The 20,882-nt window shown below is 67.8% G+C and carries 16 protein-coding genes; 14 read left to right on the top strand and 2 right to left on the bottom strand.

What is annotated here, in order from left to right; all coding sequences use genetic code 11:
* The first annotated feature begins 269 nt into the window (after positions 1 to 269).
* From IRX98_RS20165 to IRX98_RS20150, 4 genes are all read left to right on the top strand, one after another.
* Positions 270 to 1,436, top strand: coding sequence for a glutathione-independent formaldehyde dehydrogenase (locus IRX98_RS20165; protein ID WP_224279827.1), 1,167 nt, complete (start codon positions 270 to 272; stop codon positions 1,434 to 1,436).
* 1 nt (position 1,437) lies between these two features.
* On the top strand, positions 1,438 to 2,007 hold the full coding sequence (locus tag IRX98_RS20160) for a type 1 glutamine amidotransferase domain-containing protein (protein WP_224279825.1): 570 nt from the start codon (positions 1,438 to 1,440) through the stop codon (positions 2,005 to 2,007).
* Positions 2,004 to 2,306: a putative quinol monooxygenase gene (locus IRX98_RS20155; RefSeq protein WP_091530037.1), complete on the top strand. Its 303-nt coding sequence runs from the start codon at positions 2,004 to 2,006 to the stop codon at positions 2,304 to 2,306. Before IRX98_RS20160 ends, IRX98_RS20155 begins: the two co-directional genes overlap by 4 nt.
* Positions 2,307 to 2,447: 141 nt before the next feature.
* Positions 2,448 to 3,578, top strand: a complete 1,131-nt coding sequence (locus IRX98_RS20150) for an NAD(P)/FAD-dependent oxidoreductase (protein ID WP_224279823.1) — start codon at positions 2,448 to 2,450, stop codon at positions 3,576 to 3,578.
* Positions 3,579 to 3,954: 376 nt separating this feature from the next.
* Here the strand turns inward: IRX98_RS20150 and IRX98_RS23665 are convergent, their stop codons facing one another.
* A complete protein-coding gene (locus IRX98_RS23665) occupies positions 3,955 to 4,122 on the bottom strand; it encodes a helix-turn-helix transcriptional regulator (protein WP_308045604.1) in 168 nt (55 codons plus the stop codon).
* Positions 4,123 to 4,837: 715 nt separating this feature from the next.
* Here IRX98_RS23665 and IRX98_RS20140 point away from each other — a divergent pair.
* From IRX98_RS20140 to IRX98_RS20110, 7 genes are all read left to right on the top strand, one after another.
* Complete coding sequence (locus IRX98_RS20140; RefSeq protein WP_211730878.1) at positions 4,838 to 5,671, top strand: mechanosensitive ion channel family protein; 834 nt, start codon at positions 4,838 to 4,840, stop codon at positions 5,669 to 5,671.
* A 179-nt stretch (positions 5,672 to 5,850) separates the two neighbouring features.
* Positions 5,851 to 6,702 (top strand): PRC and DUF2382 domain-containing protein, encoded by an 852-nt coding sequence (locus IRX98_RS20135; RefSeq protein WP_224279819.1) that lies wholly within the window; start codon positions 5,851 to 5,853, stop codon positions 6,700 to 6,702.
* A gap of 463 nt (positions 6,703 to 7,165) precedes the next feature.
* Complete coding sequence (locus IRX98_RS20130; protein ID WP_207208455.1) at positions 7,166 to 7,900, top strand: TetR/AcrR family transcriptional regulator; 735 nt, start codon at positions 7,166 to 7,168, stop codon at positions 7,898 to 7,900.
* Between the two features lie 151 nt (positions 7,901 to 8,051).
* Positions 8,052 to 8,285 carry a hypothetical protein gene (locus tag IRX98_RS20125; protein WP_224279817.1) on the top strand — a complete coding sequence of 78 codons (234 nt, stop codon included), beginning with the start codon at positions 8,052 to 8,054 and terminating at the stop codon, positions 8,283 to 8,285.
* Positions 8,282 to 8,530, top strand: a complete 249-nt coding sequence (locus IRX98_RS20120; protein ID WP_224279815.1) for a hypothetical protein — start codon at positions 8,282 to 8,284, stop codon at positions 8,528 to 8,530. Before IRX98_RS20125 ends, IRX98_RS20120 begins: the two co-directional genes overlap by 4 nt.
* Before the next feature lie 106 nt (positions 8,531 to 8,636).
* Complete coding sequence (locus tag IRX98_RS20115) at positions 8,637 to 9,704, top strand: YihY/virulence factor BrkB family protein (RefSeq protein ID WP_224279814.1); 1,068 nt, start codon at positions 8,637 to 8,639, stop codon at positions 9,702 to 9,704.
* A 712-nt stretch (positions 9,705 to 10,416) separates the two neighbouring features.
* Complete coding sequence (locus tag IRX98_RS20110; protein ID WP_224279811.1) at positions 10,417 to 11,160, top strand: hypothetical protein; 744 nt, start codon at positions 10,417 to 10,419, stop codon at positions 11,158 to 11,160.
* Positions 11,161 to 11,597: 437 nt separating this feature from the next.
* On the opposite strand, the gene mobF is transcribed toward IRX98_RS20110, so the two are convergent.
* Positions 11,598 to 17,522: a MobF family relaxase gene (mobF, locus tag IRX98_RS20105; protein ID WP_224279809.1), complete on the bottom strand. Its 5,925-nt coding sequence runs from the start codon at positions 17,520 to 17,522 to the stop codon at positions 11,598 to 11,600.
* A 254-nt stretch (positions 17,523 to 17,776) separates the two neighbouring features.
* On the opposite strand from mobF, the gene IRX98_RS20100 reads away from it, so the two are divergent.
* Genes IRX98_RS20100 through IRX98_RS20090 form a run of 3 tightly spaced genes read left to right on the top strand, consistent with a single transcriptional unit; the run spans position 17,777 to position 20,846 of the window.
* Complete coding sequence (locus IRX98_RS20100; protein ID WP_224279807.1) at positions 17,777 to 18,145, top strand: hypothetical protein; 369 nt, start codon at positions 17,777 to 17,779, stop codon at positions 18,143 to 18,145.
* The gene (locus IRX98_RS20095) at positions 18,145 to 19,191 is read left to right on the top strand and encodes a hypothetical protein (protein ID WP_224279806.1); all 1,047 of its coding nucleotides are present in this window, start codon (positions 18,145 to 18,147) and stop codon (positions 19,189 to 19,191) included. The genes IRX98_RS20100 and IRX98_RS20095 overlap by 1 nt, the downstream gene beginning before the upstream one ends.
* On the top strand, positions 19,188 to 20,846 hold the full coding sequence (locus tag IRX98_RS20090) for an N-6 DNA methylase (RefSeq protein ID WP_224279805.1): 1,659 nt from the start codon (positions 19,188 to 19,190) through the stop codon (positions 20,844 to 20,846). Before IRX98_RS20095 ends, IRX98_RS20090 begins: the two co-directional genes overlap by 4 nt.
* The last annotated feature ends 36 nt before the right edge of the window (positions 20,847 to 20,882 follow it).

Raw genomic sequence — 20,882 nt, 5'->3', positions numbered from 1 at the left:
CGCGCTGAGCGGCGACGCCTCGGTACATGCAGCACGGATGTATCCCGGGATCCAGTCCGAGTCCGTGAGAGCTCATCGGTCCTCATCAAACTCTCGGGGGCAGCGTCGCGCTCACCGTACCCCTTGCCCAGCGCACCCACCCGCGGGGAGTTGTGCACTCGAACCAAATCATGCCCCGGGACTTTGGCCTGGTGCGCCCATGACTTCTTGGTGGTCGGCGACGAGCGTGGACTGCTCGGAGGCACCGACACAACGATTGGAGATTCGCCATGAAGGCTGTCGTCTATCAGGGACCCAAGGATGTCGCGGTCACGGACGTTCCGGACGCCGAGATCGAACGGCCCACCGATGTGCTGGTCAAGATCACAACGACCAACATCTGCGGCTCGGACCTGCACATGTACGAGGGGCGGACCTCCTTCGAGAAGGGCCGGACGTTCGGCCACGAAAACATGGGAGAGGTGGTGGAGATCGGCAAGGGAGTGGAGAAGATCAAGGTGGGCGACCGGGTCGTGCTGCCCTTCAACATCTCGTGCGGGTTCTGCAAGAACTGCGAGCGCGGGCTCACGAACTACTGCCTGACGACGCAACCTGACCCTTCGGCCGCCGGCGCGGCCTACGGCTTCGCCGAAATGGGCCCGTACGGCGGCGGGCAGGCAGAACTGCTCCGGGTGCCCTTCGGCGACCACAACGCGCTGCGCCTGGGTGAAGACGCGCAGGACAAGGAGAACGACTACGTCATGCTCTCCGACATCTTCCCCACCGGCTACCACGCCACCGAGATGGCCGGCGTGATCCCGGGCGACAGCGTCGTGATCGCCGGGGCCGGCCCCGTGGGACTGATGGCTGCGCTGTCCGCGACGATCAAGGGCGCCGCGAAGGTCATGGTGGTCGATCGCCACCCCGACCGGCTCGCGCTGGCCGAGCAGATCGGAGCGATCGCCATCGACGACTCCAAGGTCGACCCCGTGCAGGCTGTGCTGGACGAGACCATGGGGCTCGGAGCCGACCGTGGCTGCGAGTGTGTCGGCTACCAGGCCCACGACCCGCAGGGGAACGAAGACCCGGCTGCCACCTTGAACATGCTCATCAACTCGGTGCGTTTCACCGGCGGGATCGGCACCGTCGGCGTGTTCGTCCCCGAGGACCCGGGGGCCAAGGGCGAATTGGCCAAGCAGGGCAAGGCGGCCATCGACTTCGGCACCCACTGGTTCAAGGGACAGACCATGGGCAACGGTCAGTGCCCAGTCAAGAAGTACAACCGCCGGCTGCGAGACCTCATCGCGGCTGACAAGGCGAAGCCGTCCTGGATCGTCTCCCACGAGATCTCGCTGGACCAGGCCGCCGACGCCTACAGGAACTTCGACTCCAGGTCCGAGGGCTGGACCAAGGTCGTCATCAAGCCCGGCATGTCAAACGGAACGAAGGCAAACTGACATGGCAGCAGATCTTCAGGGCAAGAGGGTCGCGATCCTCGCCGCCGACGGCGTCGAACGCGTTGAGCTCGAGCAACCCCGCGAAGTACTGGACCGCGCGGGCGCTCAGACCGAGGTCCTCTCGATCCACGACGGCGAGATCAAGGCCCGTAAGAACGACCTGGATGAAGCGGGCACGTTCACCGTCGACGGGCTGGTCGCCGACGCCTCGGTGGCCGACTACGACGCCCTGCTGCTTCCCGGCGGCACGGTGAACCCCGACCAGCTCCGGGTCGACGAGGGCGCCGTTTCCTTCGTCCGCGACTTCGTCGAGAGCGGCAAGCCAGTGGCGGCGATCTGTCACGGGCCGTGGACGTTGATCGAGGCCGGCGTGGCCACCGGTCGCACCCTGACGTCGTACCCGAGCATCCGCACCGACCTGCGCAACGCCGGCGCCGACGTCGTCGACCAGGACGTGGTGATCGACAAGAATCTCATCACCAGCCGCTCGCCCGAGGACCTGCCGGCGTTCTCCGAGGCGATCGTGTCCCAACTCGCGGGCACCACGACAAAGGAAGAGGAGAAGTCATGAGTGTGACCAAGGGATTGCTGGTCAGGTTTGACGCGTTGCCCGGCAAGGAGGACGACGTGAAGGAGTTCCTTGACAGCGGCCGTGCGCTTGTCGAGGACGAGCAGGCGACCACCGCGTGGTTCGCGATCCGCCTCGGGCCCTCCTCCTTCGGGATCTTCGACGTGTTCCCCGACGACGCCGGACGTGACGCCCACCTGTCCGGCCCTGTTGCGGTAGCTCTCGGCGAGCAGACCGGCACGTTGTTCTCCGAACCGACGATCGAGAAGCTCGACGTGTTGGGCTCCAAACTCCCCGCCTGACACCACAGACCGGGAGTACTGACCCAGACATGAGGGGTCGCTGCACGCGGTGACTTCGGGCTGACACAGCCCGCTGACGTCGTGGCAGCGGCCCCTTGTCTTGCGGCCCATCGCACATCCCTAACAGATCGAGGAACCGCGATGACAGGAACTGACGACGACGTTGCCACGACGCGTTCACCCGAGGTAGCAGTGATCGGGGGCGGGATCGTCGGTCTGTCGACGGCGTACGCGCTGCGAGAGCAGGGCGTGCCGGTGCGCTTGTACGAGGCCGGTCTGCCCGGAACGGGTCAGTCCGCAGGCGAGTCGCGGATCTTCCGGCATGCCCACGACGACCCGCGACTCGTCGCTTTCGCGCGCGAAAGCCGCGGCGTATGGGATGAGTGGGCCGAACACTTCGACGTCGAGCTGGTCTCATCAGACGGTGTCGTGGCGATCGGCGACAGCGCCCTGGCGCGGCTGCGGGTGCTCAACCAGGTCGGCGGCGTGAAAGCGTACGAGATCGACGCAGCCGAGCTCGCCCAACGGATGCCGCTGCTCGCTGGGTACTCGGGGCCAGCGGTGCTCGACGAGTCGGGCGGCGCGATCCGCACCCGCACCGCGATCACGGCACTCGCGGCTGCCCTCGCAGATGCCGTCACCACCGCAGAGGTCATCTCCATCGATCCCCGCGCCGATGGGACGGTCGAGGTGCGCAGCGTCACCGACCGGGCTGTCTACTCCAAGGTGGTCGTGTGCGCCGGCCGCGAAACCGCCCGCCTGGCCCGCAGCGTCGGCCTGTCGCTGCCGGTTCGCCTTGCCGCACACGTCCGGCTGACCTTCGACGTGAAAGCCGCCGCCCCGGCACGAGTCGCGTGCCTGCTGGACAGCAGCGGCGTCTTCGGCGAAGTCGGCGTGTACGCGACGCCGCTACCGGGCAACAACAGCTATTCGGTCGGACTCAGCGAAACCGTCGGCGTCCGCGACGACGGAACGTTCATCGACCCTGCGGCGATTCGATCGCTGGACGAACGCGCACGCGAATACGTGACACGGGCGCTGCCCGGTCTCCACCCAGAGCCGCGCGACTTCCTTCACTGCTGGGTGACCGACCTCCCATGGAGCGAGGACGGCGTCGCCGTGTGGGAGGCAGGCTCTGTCCTGTTCGTGGCCGGTCACAATCTGTTCAAGCAGGCACCTGCGCTGGGGCGCGCTCTAGCCCGAGCCGCGACAGGTGAAGGTCTCGCCGCCGAGCTTGAGCAGGGGGCGCGCCTGGGTGAACCACAGCAATAGGCTCCCGATCCATTCGACGTAGCATCCACGGGTCCTTCTGTGCGCGGCAGCCGACTGGCAAGGGCAAGCGTAGATTGAGGTAGGGATCAACAAGACCCTCCCTGTTCACCCAGTGCACACCCCGCCCGCTCATCGGCATGAGCGTGCACAAGGGAAGCGGCCGCGGGGGAGTGCCGGCGCCTGTAGCTCTCGCCGTGCCCGGGATGCGACGAGGGCTCCGGCGACGCCGGAGCCCTCGTACTCGAATCTGTTGAGCTCGAGCTCTACGTGCACAAGTGACTACAGGTCGTAGTAGTGGTCGACTCACCCATGCTGAACTGCGCAAACGCGAGTTCGGCTGGCGCTGGGGCGTCCGTGAGGCCGCACGTTGGCGAGTTCAGCTCGGGACCAGGGCGGTGACCTTGGCCAGGTCGTCGGCGTGCAGGTCGCGCTCGACCTCCAGGTCGTAGTCGGTCTGGATGTTGATCCAGAACCGGTCGTCGACCCCGAGCGCCTTTGACAGGCGCAGTGCGGTGTCGGTGGTGATGGCGCGCTTGCCCCGCACGATCTGACTGATCCGTGTCTGGGGGGACCGGTGGCCTGGGCGAGGCGCTACTGGCTGATGCCCAGCCTCGCGAGCCGCGAGGTCCCGGGCCTGTGCACGCATCCCCGATCCTCCTGACAGGGGTCGTCGGGGGACAGGTGTGCAGACAGCGTTCGGCCAACACCAGGGACCGTCGTCCAAGACGCTGATGTCGCTGGACGAGGACGGTGACCAGGAGCCAGGCGCGGCAGACACGCTCCCGGAGCCCGGAGCTGGCTGAAGGTCGCCCAGGCACTCCAACGGCCCCGCTCACGGCCAAACACTCACGCGTTGGGCATCCCGGAAGCCGATCCCCACCCGGTGAAAGGGAAGGTAGTCAAGCCGGGATGGTCCACTCTCTTGACCGGTGCCCGGTGACGGTTTCCCCTTCCGACGCACGCCTCAGGCGCCATGGAGGGGCGCTGGCTGCATGACGAAAAGGCTTGGGCTCAGTCAACGGACCGGATTCAAACGCAATGCAGTCGTCGGTGCTCAGCACGTCCATGCACTCGTCGATCGGCAGGTCAAGGATTCGGGCATCGACGTGGACCTCCAGTCTGTTGTCGATGCTCGACCTAAAGGGTGTAGCCACACGTCCACCGGCCGTGGTTTGTTTACGACGTAAGCCACGGGTGTGGCCTTACCCGAACCGGTCGCGACTGCTGATCGCTTCGTGCACTTCTGGAAGGGAAAACTCATGGGAGAGACACTGAAGGACGGCCTGAAAGACGGCCTGAGCACGATCACGGAGTTCTTGCCGAAGCTGTTGTTGTTCCTGATCATTCTGATTGTCGGGATCATCATCGCCAAGAGCATCGCCAAGGCGCTCAGCGCGCTGCTGGAGAAGGTGGGCTTCGACAAGGCTGTGGAGCGCGGTGGTGTGAAGAAGGCGCTGGCGAACTCCAAGATGGATGCCAGCGACGTCGTCGCCAAGCTCATCTACTACACGCTGATGCTGTTCGTGCTGCAGCTCGCGTTCGGTGTCTTCGGGCCCAACCCGATCAGCGACTTGATCACGCAGGTCATCACGTTCCTGCCGAGTTTGATCGTGGCCATCATCATCATCGTGGTCGCCTCCGCGATCGCCGCCGCGGTCAAGGTACTCATCGAAGGCACCCTGGGAGGCCTGTCGTACGGCACGGTCTTGGCCAACATCGCCTCGATCTTCATCCTGTTCCTCGGTGTCGTCGCGGCCCTGAACCAGATCGGCGTGGCCACCACCGTCACGCTCCCGGTCCTGATCGCCATCCTGGCCGCCGTCGTCGGCGTGATCGTCGTTGGTGTCGGCGGGGGACTCATCAAGCCCATGCAGCAGCGCTGGGAGGGCTACCTGACCAAGGCCGAGGAGGAGGCACCGCGGATCAAGCAGGAGGCAGCCAACGCTCCGAGCGTCAGGGACCAGGCCCGACAGGCCAAGGACCAGGCGCAGCAGAAGCTGCAGTCCACCGACTCCACCGGCTCCACGACCGGTGCCACCAGCTACGACACCCAGTACAGCGACCCGAACCCCCGGGGCACCTCGCAGTACTGAACCGGACTGGTTCGAGTCCGGGCCCGCCATATACGGCGAACGGCGCGGCCCGGGCTCGAACCCCCGACAGTTCTATAACCAGTCGTCCGGCGTTCGCCGCGACCCGGACCGCTTCCGGCGACACCATCCGGTACCGCTGCCCACATCATTTCAGTCAGTTCTCGTGAAGGAGAAAGCTCATGCTCACCACGGACCAAGCCCAGCAGCTGCTCAGCAACGGCGGCAACGTCGTGGATGCCGATGGCAAGAAAATCGGATCGATCGACCAGATCTTCCTCGACGATCAGAGCGGCCAGCCCGAGTGGGTCACGACCAAGACCGGCATGTTCGGTGGTGGCGAGTCGTTCGTGCCGCTGCGCGGTGCCGAGGTGGTCGGGGACGATATCGAGGTGCCGTACGACAAGGACAAGGTCAAGGACGCCCCTCGCATCGAGGGAGCCGACTCCCACCTCAGCGAGGAGGAAGAGGACGAGCTGTACACCTACTACGGCCTCGGGGACTCCGACTCCTGCCAGTCGTCTAGCGACGTCGACGCACGCATCGCAGGCGACTCAGGCGACGATGATTCGGACCGGCCGACTTCGGCGGAGACGGAGGCGGAGGCGGAGATGACGCGCTCGGAGGAGCAGCTCAACGTATCCACCGAGACCCACCAGACTGGCCGCGCCCGACTGCGGAAGTTCATCGTGACCGAGAACGTCACCACGACCGTCCCGGTCAGTCACGAAGAGGTCCGCCTTGAGCGTGAGCCGATCACCGACGCCGAAGCAGGCGACGCCGTCACCGACGGAGAGCTGTCGTCCGAGGACCATGACGTGGTGCTCACTGAGGAGCGGGTGGTGATCTCGAAGGAGACCGTGCCCGTGGAGCGCGTCCGCGTCGACAAGCAGACCGTCACCGAGCAAGAGCAGGTCAGCGAGGAGGTCCGCAAGGAGCAGATCGAGCTCGACGAGGACTCCTCGACGGACCTCGACGCCCGCGACGACATCGACGACCACGACGACCAGGACGCCCACGAGTCGCGGGGCTGAGCTGCACCCGACATCCGTATCCGAGGAGCGGATGGGGGCGGGCGGCGGAATCCTTGAGCGGCCTGTCGCTCCGGCCGCCCCGGATGCGGCACCCGGCCCCAGCTTGGGTCATGCGGGATTGGGCACCGGTTCCCACCCAAACCGTGTCTCCCTGCTCGGCGCTCGCGACGGCGGTGGGCCCGCATCCGAACTGCGGGCCAGTGGACAGCGGCGGGTAGGTGCCCATGCCTGCCCGCCGCGCCCCCACGTGCACGGTGACCGCGCACCACAGCGGGCCGGGCGCCGCGGTCGGGGCACTGCGGTCGGGGCACTGTGGTCGGGGCACTGCGGTTGGGCACTGTGAATGCGGGTAGGGGGTGTGCGGGCTCGACGTGCGTGGGTTCGGGTCTTTTCTGCCCTCGGATTGATGGCTGGGCGCCGGTGGTCAGCGGACGATAGTCTCCTTGCGACGAGAGGACGCCCAGTGCCACCGACTGATCAGGTTCCGGATGCGGACGCTGCGCTTGTCGACGGTGAGGCGCCGCCGTCGGCGCGGGTGCGGTTGGACCGTGATCGCATCGTCGCCGCGGCCATCGACTTCATCGATGCTGAGGGGTTGCCGAACCTCACGATGCGCCGCCTCGGTGAGCGGCTGGGGGTGGAGGCCATGGCGCTGTATCGCTACGTGCCGGGCAAGGAGGACCTGCTCGACGCGGTCGTGGAGTCGCTGGTGATGTCCATGGCTGATGATGAGGACGTCCTCTCTGAACCCTCGGGCGGGTGGCAGGACTTCCTCCAGCGTCTGGCCCACGGGGTACGCCGTGTCGCGTTGCAGCATCCGAAGGTGTTTCCGCTGATCGCGTCTAGGCCGCCCGAAGCCCCGTGGCTGCGCCCGCCGTTGCGCAGCATCGACTGGGTGGAGCTGTTCCTTGACGGGCTGATCTCGGAGGGCTTCAGCGACGACGCGGCCGTCGCCGGCTATCGGGCCTTCTCCAGCTTCCTGCTAGGACATCTGCTCCTCGAGGTCGCCAGCCACGGCGCCGACGTCGGGCCGCTTGACGTCATCGACGATGGCTCACCCAACTACGCGGATCTCAGCGAAGCTCCCACCGTGAAACGCCTACGCGCGGCGCTGTCGGAGGACCACGCGGCTGTGGAGTTCGAGGAAGCGCTGGAGAACCTTCTCGAGCGTATGGCTTTGCTACGCGGCGGGAACTAGCCCATCCAGCAGGGGGCCCCAGGTGCCGGTTGGTCCTAACCGGCACCCACGCCCGCGAGGGGGGCGAGGTGATCGTCTTGTGCTGTCTCGACACAACCTGCATGCTTACTACGTAAACTTGGCGGGCCCCCGCGGCGCATTCGGCGTACCAGTGGAGTCGATCGCCCGCCCGTTCGAGGAGATGCGCGTGAAATTCAAACTCGTTCTGCTGATCGGTGGAGCCATCGGATACGTGCTGGGCACCCGTGACGGCCGCCGACGCTACGAGCAGGTCAAACACCAGGCCGAGCGCCTGTGGCAGCACCCCGATGTGCAGACGAGACTTGGCGAAGTTGACCAACGCCCTTCTCCGCCGAGCAGCGCGGAGGATGAGCTCGATGATTGAACCCGACGGCATCACGACCCGCCCAACCAGCGAGTACTCGACCGGGGGATCTGATCAGCAAGCGCTCGGAGCAGTTCGCGTCGTTCGTCCGCTACGAACTGCAGGCCGAGACCGAGACGCCCCGCCAGGCTATCGGCCACACCGGCCACACCGGCGAGACCGTCAGGGCTCTGGCCGCGAAGGCCGACGTGAAGCCTCGGCTCGGCGCGCAGGCCGACGAGAGCAGCGTCCCCACAACACCGTGAGCGACGGTCACGGAAACCTGCGCGCGTCGCCGATCGTGGGAGCAGCGGTGCTACCAGTGGGGTTCGTGTGCGTCCTCGGGCTGCAGGTGGGGCGGGGCGGGCGTCGATGAGCGAGACGACCGTTGCGCGTGCGTCCGCGCCAGATCCTGACGCCGAGGTGAAACCGGACTCGATCACCGACGTCAAGAAGGCGTCCTGGGGCTATATCCTGCGCAAGACGATCCGCGAGTTCTCCAAGGACCAGTGCACCGACATCGCCGCGGCGCTGACCTACTACTCCGTGCTGGCGCTGTTCCCGGCCGTGATCGCGCTGGTCTCGATCGTCGGCCTGGTCAGCGACGGCCCCAAGACAGTCCAAACCCTGCTCGCCATCGTGAGCCAAATAGCGGGCGCGTCGATCGCCGACACCCTCAGCGGCCCGCTGTCATCGGTCAGTCAGGCCCCCCGGGCCGGCCTGGCACTGGTCCTCGGGCTGGCCTCCGCGTTGTGGTCAGCCTCAGGGTACGTCGGAGCGTTCGGGCGTGCCATGAACCGGATGTACGAGATCGGTGAAGGCCGCCCGATCTGGAAGCTCCGGCCATTGCTGCTGCTCGTCACGCTGATCACGGTGGTGCTGGTCGCGCTGGTCGCACTGGCGCTGGTCGTCAGCGGCCCGCTCGCCCAAGCAGTTGGGGATGCGATCGGGCTCGGTTCCGCCGCGGTGCTGGCGTGGAACATCGCCAAATGGCCCGCAATCTTGGCGGTCGTGGTCCTTATCGTGGCGTTGCTCTACTACGCCACCCCGAACATCCAGCAGCCCAAGTTCCGCTGGATCAGCGTCGGAGCGCTGGTCGCGATCGTGGCATGGATCATTGCGTCCGTGGCGTTCGGCTTCTACATCTCCACGTTCTCCAACTACAACAAAACCTACGGCTCCCTGGCCGGGGTGATCGTGTTCCTGCTCTGGCTGTGGCTCACCAACCTCGCCCTGCTCTTCGGCGCAGAGCTGGACTCCGAACTCGAACGAGGCCGGGAACTTCAAGCCGGTATCGCTGCGGAACGGACGGTCCAACTACCGCCACGCGACACCAGACAAACCGAGAAAGCCCGGCAGAAGGAACGCCAAGACATCGAGCGTGGGCGCGCCCTGCGCCGAAGTCGGGGCGAGCACGACGATCCCGAGGAGGACGATTGACGTGGCCCGGACCCAGCACATGCGCCCATCCCCGCACGAACGGAGCCGCGAACGGAGCGGCAAACCGAGCCACTCCCAGCCCGGCGCGATCCTCAGCAGCATCGTGGCAGGCATCGCCGCTCTCGCGCTGCTCAAGCAGATGTCGAGGGTATGGAAGAACGCCCGGTCGAGAAGAAGCCAGTCGTCTCGGCGAGCCTAGGCACGAGCACCAGCACCAGCACCAGCACCAGCACCAGCACAGTGGTTGCGATGAGCTGCCCTTACGAGCCAGTGTGGCGTGAGGGTGGGCGAGGCCCAAGGTGTGGCCCCTCATCCTCGGTTGCGGGTCTCGGTTGCGGGTCTCGGTTGCGGGTCTCGGTTGCGGGTCGCGGGTGTGGGCGCGTAGTGGGCTCGACCGGGCTCCACTACCCACCGGGGTGTCCTTCGTCCCATCAGACAATTGGACGAACGCCCCTTGCGTCAGTCGCGAGGACGCGCGATAGTTTACAACGTAAGTTCTCTCCCAGGGACGGTCTGCCTTGACAACTAGTGCACCTGCTCCGCCGAGCGCGGCGCGCAGCGCCTGGGTGCTGGTCACCCACCGCCACATCACCTGGCGTCAGGCCGGCGAAGGGTGGGCGGTGGTGCTTGCTGCGGGCGGATGCGTACTCGTTGTAGCCATCACGGCTAGGGCGGTACGCAGCATGGCAAGCGTCCGCCCCTGGGACTGACGATGATCAAGGACACTGGCGCACGGCTGAGCTGGTCGAGATGGCTGCGCGGGGTCGCGTGGTGCGGCGTGGGTGCGCTGTTCCTCTCGATCCCTATGTGGGGAATGACGCGAGTGATCGCGATGGTCGCGCCGCTGCTGCTGGCAGTAGCGATGACGGGCGCCGTGTCAGCGTTGACCGACGGTCGCACCCACCCCGAACCCACAGAGGACGGAGCGAGTGAGCGGGCCTACGACTTTCAACAGGGTGCGTGGTGGTGTTTGATCGCCGCCGCGTGCGCGTCGGTCGTGCTGTGCGCGGCAGTAGTGTCGCTCGTCTCGCCGAGTTGGGTGCTGGGGTGGGCTGGCGTGCTCGTGGCCACGACGCCGCCGGTTTTGCGGATGTCGCTCCACTTCGTGGGACTCACCGGCGCCCCACATCGTCTCGCGGCGTCCAGCGGGCCTGGCGGGCCAATGCTAGGGGATCGGAGAGCGACTGATGCGCAGACAACCGTGGGAAGGGAGGCGCCTGATACATCGGGGTGCCACGACGTCCGGGTCCTCGATCTGAACACGTCCGAGTTGTGCCGACTGTGGCGCGTCACGTTCTGGATGGTGCGAGACGTGCGCTCGCCGGCGCGAACGGTGGCCATCGTCGACCTACGCCAGGCCGTACTGGATGAGCTCGAGAGACGCCGCCCTGACGCGGTGAAATGCTGGCTGACGTCAGGCCGCGGCGAGGCCGACGGGCCAGCCCGCTACCTTTAAGTGAAGGTTGTCGACGAGCGCGATGCCGTCAGTCCTCGTCAACGTCGACGGTGACCGCCACCTGGTCGAGCCGATCCCGTACTGGCACGCTCCACGAGCCGATCGGCTTACGGGACGTGCGACGCGTGGTACCTGCACTGGTACAAGACAAGCCGCGAGCGACCGGTGCTCACCGCGTCTCCTGCTGCTGGAGGCTCCGGCCCATCCTAATGTCCACAGATCCAGTGTTCCTGAGGCGAAAAGTTCGATCGCCTCATTTTGGCTGCATCTCGACACCCCTCGACCAGCCGTCAGTCAGTCGCTGGTGAGTCGGTGGCTGAGATGCGCTCGCAGTTCCCCCAGAACGCTTCCTGGCGAAGGTTCGATGGCAGATTCAGGCCCTGAGCGACCATTCGTTGGCCCTAAGTTCGTTCAGAGCGATTCTGAGCGAGGTGCTCTCACCGGGCGGGACCCGCGTGATCGGGGCCTGTTGGCGGCACGTCGTGACCGGCCCGGAGCGAGGTGGTTGTCGCTCCGAGTCGCTGCTCGGTTGCGCGGCGCCGGGACTGAGGATCGGCCTTGGCTGTCTTCTTGCGCTCTTCGGCGTTGATCTCATGGATGCGGGCCTGGGCGTACGCCGGGCGGTTGTGGTCGCGCTCCATGCTCTCGGTGACGGTCTGGTGTTCGAGGATGCCGGGCGCGAGGTGCAGCTTCTGGCGGAGACGCTCGAAGCCGTCGAGCCAGTGTTCGGAGCCGCGGGATCCGAGGATGCGCGCGGCCTGGTGGATGAGCTTCTGGCGGACATCGGTCTCGGTCCAGTGCCCTGCGGTGCGCAGCAGGTGGTCGATCATCGCGTCTCCGAGCGGGGACCGATTCTCGATGGCGGCGGTGATCGCGTCGGCACCCTGGGTTTCGAACAGCTTGGCCGGGTCCAGGCCGTCGGGCAGGTCGAGATGGGTGGGGTCGAGGTCCGCGGCGGTCAGGTGCCAGAAGGCCTTCTGCGCCGACCTCCAGCCGGCCGGGTCGGAGTCGGTGGCCACGGCGATGCGGTCGCGCCCGTCGATCATGTTGATGTGGGAGCGGAGCAGCCTGATCTGGTTGACGGTGAGCGCGGTTCCCATCGGGGCGATGCCGACGGCGGTGCCGTTACTGCCCAGGGTGATGGCCAACGCGTCGATGGGGCCCTCGACGATGACCGGGAGCGCGCCGTCGGTGAGAGGTTCGCGGGCTTCGGCGTACCCGAAGAGTGCCTCGCCCTTGGTGAAGACCGGAGTGGTGCGGGTGTTGAGGTACTTCGGTCCGGCGTAGTCGTCGTTGCCCTTGGTTGGGTTGCGGCGGCCGACGAAGCCGAGGATCGCCTGCCCGCTCGGGTCGTGGGGGTCGCGGATGGGCATGATGAGTCGGTCGCGGAAGAAGTCGCGGTAGTACGTCGTGCCGTCGTTGCGTTCACGCTGGGAGACGAGGCCGGCCTGCACGAGTTCGTCGAGGGTGGCGCCCTGCTCGGTGAGGTGCCGCATCAAGCTGCGGCCACCTCCGGGTGCGTACCCGACGGCGTAGGTGGGGTGGTCGGCGAGGTCGGTCCGCAGCCGCTCGCGGACATAGGCCGGTGCCCACGAGCGCGGGTAGCAGGACTCGAAGTAGGCCAGTGCCTGCTGGTTGAGTTGGTGGATCCGCCCGGCCGGGATCTGATTCGGATCTGGGAAGGCGTGCTCGGCGGTGACCTCGGCGGCCTGTGCCCACGGCAGGGGGGTCGCGTACGGGTCCTCGACGTACGGGTGGTGAGCGGCCGAGCCATCGTCGTACGGCGCTGGCTCCTGCTCGGCGAGGTACGGCTCCCAGGCGACCGGCTGGGCCGCGAGGGTGTCGTAGTCGTCCGGAGTGGGCGAGTGGGCGAGGGGGACGTTGGTGTCGTCGGCCTGGTCTCGGTAGAAGGCGGCCAAGAACTCGTCGGCGTCCTCGGGCGGCAGCAGGTCCGGGTCCGGGGGAACGTCGGCGTCGCTGTATGGCGCTGGTTCGTCACCATGGACGGGCGGTTCTGTCGGCTGGTCGGTGAGCATGGCGATGCGCAGCATGAGCGCGTCGGCGACCTCGACACCGGTCACGGATCCGTCTTGCGGTACGCCGGCCAGTGCGCTGGCAAGGATTTCGGTCGGACTCCAGCCGTGGTGCTCGCAGGCCTCGTCAACCGCCGCCACGAGCGCGGGCCACGCGGGCGCCTTCTGCAGGTACTCGGCCTTGGTGGTGCCGACGAGTTCGGCCAGCGCGCTGCGCCAGGTGGGCTGCAGCAGGTTCGCGGAGTGGTCGTCGGCGCCGAGTGCAGCCGGCCCGAGGTGCGGAACGAGACGCCACCACAGCGCGGCTGCCTGCTGCTCGTCGGGCAGCGGGCGCGCGGCTGAGGACGTGTCCGCGTTGGTGGCGGACTGGCCGCCCGAGAGCGAGGGATCGGTGGCGAGTGCCTGCTTGATGTAGTCCGTCACGGGCAGCCCTGCGCGCTCGAGCCGGGCGAGTCGCTGGCACAGCGGCGTGATCCACGGGTCGGCGCGGACGATCTCGGGCAGCACCTGGTACCAGGTGCGCTGGGAGAAGGGGTAGCTGGGACGTGCCGAGCGGACGGCCCGGTTGAGCTTGGCCTGGTAGGCGCCCGGAGCGCCGATGGTGCGGTCGCCGGTGGGGCGCAGGTCGTTCTCGTCCGTCCTGGCCGCTGCCCGCCACACGGCGAGATCGGCCCGCAGGTCGGCGTCCTCGTCCTCGAGGAAGGGCTGTGCCCACACGGGTGCGGTGGCGCCGGTCCACCCCCGAGCCGCTTCGCGTACGGCGTCGATCTGCTCTCGCACGAGCTGGTGGTAGGCGGCCGCGAAAGGCCCCCAGTCGTGGGCCTCGGCCAGCCGGGCGGGGATGCCGGGCAGCCACGCCAGCGGCCCGTCAGTGGGCGGGGGAGCGTCCGGATTGTGTGGCCGGGCAGCGGTGAGTTCGGCGACGAGGTCGTCGATGCGGGCGTCGAGCACGGCCGCGGGGTCGCGTGCATCGGCCAGCGACCCGACACCCACGGCGGTGGTCAGCAGCTTCAAGGGGCTGTGCTCGTCGAGCGCGATGAGGGCAAGATGGGAGCGCAATGTCGGCCAGGCTGGGGCCTCGGTGAGTCCCGTGAGGAGTGTTTCGGCGTGCGCGTCGATCTTGTCCATGCCGACCGGACCGATGAGGTTCTCGGCGCCGGCAGTGACGGCGTCGTGATAGCGGGCCGCCATGTCGCCGAGCAGCTGTTGCGGGTTGGTCTGCTCGCGCAGCGTGGTGGTCGCGGATACCGGCGAGCCGTCGCGGCGCAGCATCTCGGCGATCCGGTCGAGTGCGGTCGGCGGGATCAGTGCCTCAGGCCTGATCAGGTTGTGCGGGTCGCCGTCGCTGGCGACGTTGAGGTAGAGGTGGTTGGCGAACTTGCCACGCGACAGCGCGACGTAGAGCAGGTTGCGGTCTTCGTCACCGGTGAGGACGACGTGGCAGGTGCCGGTGGTGATGCCCTGCGCGCAGTGAACGGTGGTGGCGTACCCGAGCTGGACGGTCCTGGAGACGTAGTCGGCGGGCAGGGTGATGGTCGTGCCGAGTTGGTCGTGGACCACGCTCAGGGATCCGTCGTCGTTGACCTTCTTGACGTGCCAGCGGTCGCCGTTCTTGACCCAGTTGGTGCGGCTGATGGGTAGGCGGCGGTCGTTCTCGCGGGTCATGATCCGGTCACCTTCGGACACCTTGGTGCCGTCGGCCAGCGTCAAGACGGGCCCGATCTCCTTCTCGTCGAGGGCGGCGAGGCGGTCGTTGCGGGCGCGGGTGTTGAGCTCGGCCACGATGTCGCGGGTGGGCGCGATCAGGACTGAGTCAGTGCCGTCGGTACGGTCGGCGGACCACGCGGCGTAGGCCTGGTCGGCACAGGCACCGAGGTCGCCGACATGGATGCGGCCCCTGTCGGCGTAGAACGCGATCGCCGACGGGTCGCCGTCGCGCAGCGCAAGGGTGGCGGCCGCTTCGGAGTGATTGAGGCTGCCGTCTCGGTTGCGGAAGCGGTGCACTTCGCTGAGGGTGACGGCGCCGATCTGGTGGGCGATGTCGCGCAGGACGCCGCCGGCGGCGACCGAGGCGAGCTGTCGGTCGTCGCCCACGAGCCGCACCTGGGCGCCGCGGGAGGTGATGTAGTCGATCGCGGCCGCCAGATCGGTGGTCGCGGCCATGCCCGCCTCGTCGATCAGGACGAGGGTCTTGGGGTTGATCTTCTCCATCCACGTGGGTGCTCCGCCGTTGTTGGCGTGCCACACGAGCTTGGCCAGCGTGTCGGCGCGAACCTTCTTCCGACCCGGGCGCCACGGCCCGTTCAGGAGTCCCTTGGCCTTCGCCGCGGTACCGGCGTCGCCGGTCTCGGGGTTGATGGAGGCGCCGAGTTCTTGGGCGGCGACCGCGGACGGGGCGAGGCCGATGACGGTGCCGCCGGAGTCCTGCCAGGCGCGGGTGAGGACCTGCATGGCGGTGGTCTTGCCGGTGCCGGCGGGCGCGAGGGCGAGCTGGACGGCGCGCCCGCTGGTGGCCATCTCGCGGACCAGGGACTGCTGGGCGGCGTTGAGCTGGAGCTGGTTGGCGGCGGCTTCGGCGATCGCGATGCCGACGCGTACCTCGCTGATGGTGCGGCCGCCGGTGCGTCGGGCGGACTCGACGATGCGCCGTTCGGCGTCGATCACGGCCTGGGAGGTGTACTGGCGGGCGCCGGCGAGGCTGTAGACGCTGACGATCTCCTCACCGTCGCCCACGTGTTCGGTGCGCTGCAGGGGAGCGGGGATCATCACGTCCTGCTCGGCCGCAGTGGTCGCGTGGGTGAGCGGGTCGGGGTCGTTGAAGGCGATGGAGTGCTCGCCGATCGCGGTGGCCACGATGCGGTCGACGGCGGTATCGAGGTCGGGCAGCCGGACGCCGTGGGCGCGTGCCTGGCGCTGTGCCTCGGCGCGCAGGTGCCAGACCTGCCAGGTCGCACGGTCCTCTGCGACGCGCTCGACGACACGCTGCGCGGTCTCGGCGACCCATTCGTCGGTGACGTCCTGGGCGTCCGGGCGGTGGCCGAGACAGTCCTCGACCATGTCTCGGACGGCCTGCTCACCACCGATGATCGCGGCGGCCTCGGCCAGCCACGCGGCCCGCTGGTCGGCTTCGGCGCGGGGTGCGTGCTTGGCCTGGCGGGTCTGGTCCCACGCCTTCTCCGCGAGGGTGACGGCCTCACCTTCGGTCGGCGGGCGACCGTGCTCGGTCTGGAAGGCGGCCGCCAGCTCGCGGCGGCGGGCCTCGATGGCGCGGTGCCGCTTGGACCAGGTCTTGGCCAGCCGCTCGTCGACGCCGACGATCTCGCGCACCGGCCGCTTGTCGACACCCTTGTCCAAACCGCTCCTGCGGTTCTCGAAACGCACTCCCAGCCGGGCGATGAGCTCGGACTCGATGAGGGTGTTGTACATCTCCGCGAGGGTGACGTTCGCCTTGTAGAGCACCCGTCCGTCGACCGCGAGCCAGCGGCCGGTCTCGTCCTGGACTTTGTTGCTGACCGCAACGTGGGTGTGCAGGTGCGGGTCGGAGGAGCGTGCGTCGCGGTGGGTGAACATGCCCGCGATCAGGCCCTTCGCCTTGACCTGCTGGAGGCCGCCGCGGCCGCGGCGCGTGAACAACACCTCCTTCTCCAGCCACGACAGCGTGGCCTCCACAGCCGAGTGATGGGCGGCCTCGATCTCCTTGGCGACGTCGCGATCGGCCAGCGCCCACAGCGTCGAGACGGACTTCACCGGGGCGAAGGTGAGGTCGTATCCGGCTACCGCGGTGGTCTGCTGGCGGGTGGCCTTGGCCATGAAGGAGCCGCGCTCACGGTCGTTGATCGGTGCCCGCCCGTGCTCGCGGAGGAAGTGCTCGTTGCCCAGCTCGGTGCGGATCTTCGCCCGCACGTCGGCCGGCACCGGGGTCTTCCAGTGCTCACCGCGGGCCAGGTTGTAGGCGACGTAGCGCTTGGCGGTCTCCTGGATGAACTCCGGTTGGTTGCCCAGGTACCGGGCGAACACCCGGCCGAGCTGGGAGGCCTTCTTGGCATTCTCGACGCTCTTGCCGGCGTCCAGGGCGGCGTTCTCCAGCCGCTCAGCGTCCGGGTGGCGCCCCTCGCCGAACAGGTTCCGCATGTGGGTCTCGGTGACCTGCGAGCCCACCTCGAGGTCGAGCGCACCGAGCCCGGCGCCGAACCAGCGGCCCGGCGTCTCGCCCTTCTCGGCGTAGTAGTCGGCCAGTCCCGCGTGGCCGCGGTCGGTGGCATCGTGCACGGCGACCTGACGGGTCAGGTACGTGTACCCGTCTCCCGCCGTGAGCTTGTGCACACCCATCACGCCTGGAGAAGCAACCGCGGCGACCCGGTTTCGGACACCTGCCCGGCACCAATTTCCGACAGTGCATGGGGTGCGAGGGATCTGGTGAGTTCGGGAATGTGAACAATCGAGTGTCTGTACTGGGTTCGTGGTCTTTGGAAAACTCGGTGAGCTCGAGGTGTCCGATCCGGGTCGGTCGAGGTTGCTTCTCGCTTGTGAAGGGGTCGCGGTGGATTTCCGTGACGTGACGATCAGGGAAGAGGTGATCCCCGATGGGGAAGGCGGCACAGGCACAGGCAGGTCGGGACCGGGCTCGGGATGCCCGACTGAAGGCGGCACGGGAGCGCCGGCTGAAGCTGGATCCGGATCAGCTGGCGCGGGAGCGGCGCATCGACGAGGCGTCGGTCGACGTCGAGGTCGCCTGGGAGGCACGGGCCCAGGCCGAGCAGGCGATCACGGATGCGGAGATCGCGGCCGCAGCCGCGATCGAGCGGCTCGTCGCGGAGCGGCTCGCGGTCAAGGACGTCATGCAGCTGACCGGACTCGACCAGGCGACGGTACGTCGACTGCGTCAGCTCGAGACCGACTCCGACGACCACGCCGGCATCACTGGTGAGGGTGCCGACATCGAGGTGGCGTGATGGCGAGCCAGCCGACCATCGTGACCGGCCGCCGGCGGCAGCACGAGCTGCTGCGGTCGTGGTCGGGCTGGGCGCTGACCTCGATTTTGATCGACCCTGCCGAAGTCGCCCACGCCCAGGAGGCCGGCTGGTCGGGCACCAATCACCACGACCCGGAGACGGGGGAGCGGATCGTCGGCACGGCTCGCGGGCTCGGGTTTGGTGTCGACGGCGGCTGGCACAACCCGGTCGAGGTGATCCCGTGGACAGAAGTTGAAGCGATCGCGCGGGCGGTGCCTGATGAGGTCGGTGAGCAGTTGGTGGAGTTCCGGGCGAGGTGGCGCGACCACCAGGTCGCCTACCCGCGCTTCGTCGCGAGCGCGGACGCGATCGGGTGTGGCCCGATCGTTCCCGGTCAGCCACTCACGCCACGCCAGGAGGCCTACGTGCGCGAGCACGAGGCCTTCGAGGCCAGCGGCGTGCTGTCGGCCTGGGAGCAGAAGCGGGCCGTCCTCGACGCGGAGCGGCTGGGCCTGCACGCACGGGCGCTCTCCCGTGGACGCCGAGTCGGAGCCCGGCGACCTCCTCGAGCTGCTGGACGACCAGAAGGTCCACGGGAGCGCGGAGAAGCTGGGCACTGCGGTCGCGGACGGGCCGCCATCGTCGACGGATCGGCCGGCGTTGCGACCGCCCTCACGCGGCTTCATCCCTGCGGCGCGGTCAGCGGGATCGTCGAGCCCGATTCCGCCAACCCCGGGGGGAGTGGGCCGATGATCGTGAGTAAGCCGGCCCGGCTCCTGTCGCTGGCGATCGTGGCACTGGTGGTCCTCGTCGGCGTGCGCGGCATCGTTGGCAGCATTGCGTCCAGAAGCGACCTGCTCCAGAGCGCGGGCGCCGACTCCGTGGCCACCGGCCAGCGGACATCCGGCGTCGTCGCCTACGTCGTGGACGGCGACACGGTCGATCGACAATTGGTCGTGGATCGGACCGCCGGGTGTGATTGCAGTCTCATGGCGCGGCCAAGTTGCCCTATAAGCGGTCGCCAGCAGGGCAGGATATGGCCGTGACACCCGGCTCGCGCGACCCCAGGGACACCGCCGCCCTTCGTAAGGCGCGCGGCGCGTTCTTCACGCCACCGGCCATCGCCTCCTTCATCGTCGACTGGGCTGTCCGTTCAGTCGATGAAGTGGTCCTCGAGCCGTCCGCTGGCGACGCCGAGTTCCTGGTGCACGCCGCCGCTCGGTTGCGAGACTTCGGTGCCGATCGGCCTCATGTTCACGGAGTCGAGCTTCACCACTGGAGCGCAGAGCTAGGTTCCCGGCGGGTCGCCGACGCCGGCGCGACGGCGGAGATGACAGTGGGCGACTTCTTCGACACCGGGGCAACCGCCCGCTACACGGCCGTCGTGGGAAACCCTCCCTTCATCCGGTTTCAAGACTTCGCCGGCGATGCCCGCGCGAAGGCCCGTTCAGCCGCCCTGCGGGGCGGCGTAGCGCTTTCCGGGTTGGCGTCGTCTTGGGCAGCGTTCACGGTCCACGGTGCACTGAATTTGCTGCCTGGCGGCCGCTTAGGGTTCGTGCTCCCGGCCGAGCTGTTGCACGCCAACTACGCCGCGCCGGTCCGTCGGTTCTTGTTCGAGAACTTCGCCCAAGTCGACCTAGTGCTCTTCGAAGAGCGCGTGTTCGAAGAAGCTGAGACCGAGGCAGTCCTCCTGTTGGCCGACGGTTTCGGCGGCACCACCGATCACGCGCGGATCCGTCAGGTCCCGACCGCTGCCGCCTTACAGCTGGAGCTGCCATCGGCAGCAACGTGGGCGCCGTCGGACCCGTCTGCGAAGTGGTCCGGGTCAACAGTCAGCCCCGCGGCCGCCGGCCTCTACGCCAGGCTTGTCCTCGATGGCAGCTTTACGGCACTGAAGACGTGGGGCAAGACCAGCCTCGGCATGGTCACCGGCAACAACAACTACTTCGCACTCTCTCCAGCGCGCGTCGCCGAGCTCGGGCTCAAGCCCCGCGACACCATCAGGCTTTCTCCTCCTGGGTCAAGCCACCTTCGCGGGCTGGAGTTCTCGGGGCATGCCCATGCTGAGCTCGGCCGGGCGGGGAAGCGAACAATGTTGTTTCGCCCGTCCGGCAAACCCTCGCCGGCCGCCCAGGCCTACATCGATCAGGGCGAGGAAGACGCCGTCAACCAGGCGTACAAGTGCCGTGTCCGCAGGGACTGGTGGCGCGTGCCACTCGTTGCGAAGGCCGACCTGCTGCTGACCTACATGAACGCCGACACCCCTCGCCTAACCACCAACTCCGCAGGCGCGCTTCACCTCAATTCGGTGCACGGGGTCTACCTCGAACCGCCGCATCGCGACCTCGGCCGCGACCTCCTACCTGTTGCGGCTCTGAACTCGGTCACCATGCTGGGCGCCGAGTTCACCGGCCGCGCCTACGGCGGAGGCATGCTGAAGATGGAACCCGGCGAGGCTGACTTGTGGGCCGTGCCCTCCCCCGATGTTGTGGCCGACGCGCATGACGACCTCATCGCAGTCCGGCCCCAGATTGCCGGCAAGCTCCGCAGCGGGAAGGTGATGGAAGCCGCCAAGCTCGTCGACGACGTCCTCCTCGTCCGGGGGCTGGGCATGCGTCGTCCAGAGGTAGCCGAGATCCGCGCGGCACGGACCGCCCTGGCGAGTCGACGCGAGGCAAGGAGCCGACGTGGCCGCAATTGACGACCGACTCACCGCCGCTATCCGGTCCTGCGGGTC

The organism is Nocardioides lacusdianchii (genome assembly GCF_020102855.1).
GTDB classification, from domain to species: Bacteria; Actinomycetota; Actinomycetes; order Propionibacteriales; family Nocardioidaceae; genus Nocardioides; species Nocardioides lacusdianchii.
This window is presented reverse-complemented; position numbering and strand designations above follow the sequence as displayed.

Coding starts and splice junctions, on each gene's coding strand:
- IRX98_RS20100 (WP_224279807.1), top strand. CDS start 17,777: ATGGGGAAGGCGGCACAGGCACAGGCAGGTCGGGACCGGGCTCGGGAT.
- mobF (WP_224279809.1), bottom strand. CDS start 17,522: ATGGGTGTGCACAAGCTCACGGCGGGAGACGGGTACACGTACCTGACC.
- IRX98_RS20115 (WP_224279814.1), top strand. CDS start 8,637: ATGAGCGAGACGACCGTTGCGCGTGCGTCCGCGCCAGATCCTGACGCC.
- IRX98_RS20110 (WP_224279811.1), top strand. CDS start 10,417: ATGATCAAGGACACTGGCGCACGGCTGAGCTGGTCGAGATGGCTGCGC.
- IRX98_RS20095 (WP_224279806.1), top strand. CDS start 18,145: ATGGCGAGCCAGCCGACCATCGTGACCGGCCGCCGGCGGCAGCACGAG.
- IRX98_RS20135 (WP_224279819.1), top strand. CDS start 5,851: ATGCTCACCACGGACCAAGCCCAGCAGCTGCTCAGCAACGGCGGCAAC.
- IRX98_RS20160 (WP_224279825.1), top strand. CDS start 1,438: ATGGCAGCAGATCTTCAGGGCAAGAGGGTCGCGATCCTCGCCGCCGAC.
- IRX98_RS20140 (WP_211730878.1), top strand. CDS start 4,838: ATGGGAGAGACACTGAAGGACGGCCTGAAAGACGGCCTGAGCACGATC.
- IRX98_RS20155 (WP_091530037.1), top strand. CDS start 2,004: ATGAGTGTGACCAAGGGATTGCTGGTCAGGTTTGACGCGTTGCCCGGC.
- IRX98_RS20150 (WP_224279823.1), top strand. CDS start 2,448: ATGACAGGAACTGACGACGACGTTGCCACGACGCGTTCACCCGAGGTA.
- IRX98_RS20165 (WP_224279827.1), top strand. CDS start 270: ATGAAGGCTGTCGTCTATCAGGGACCCAAGGATGTCGCGGTCACGGAC.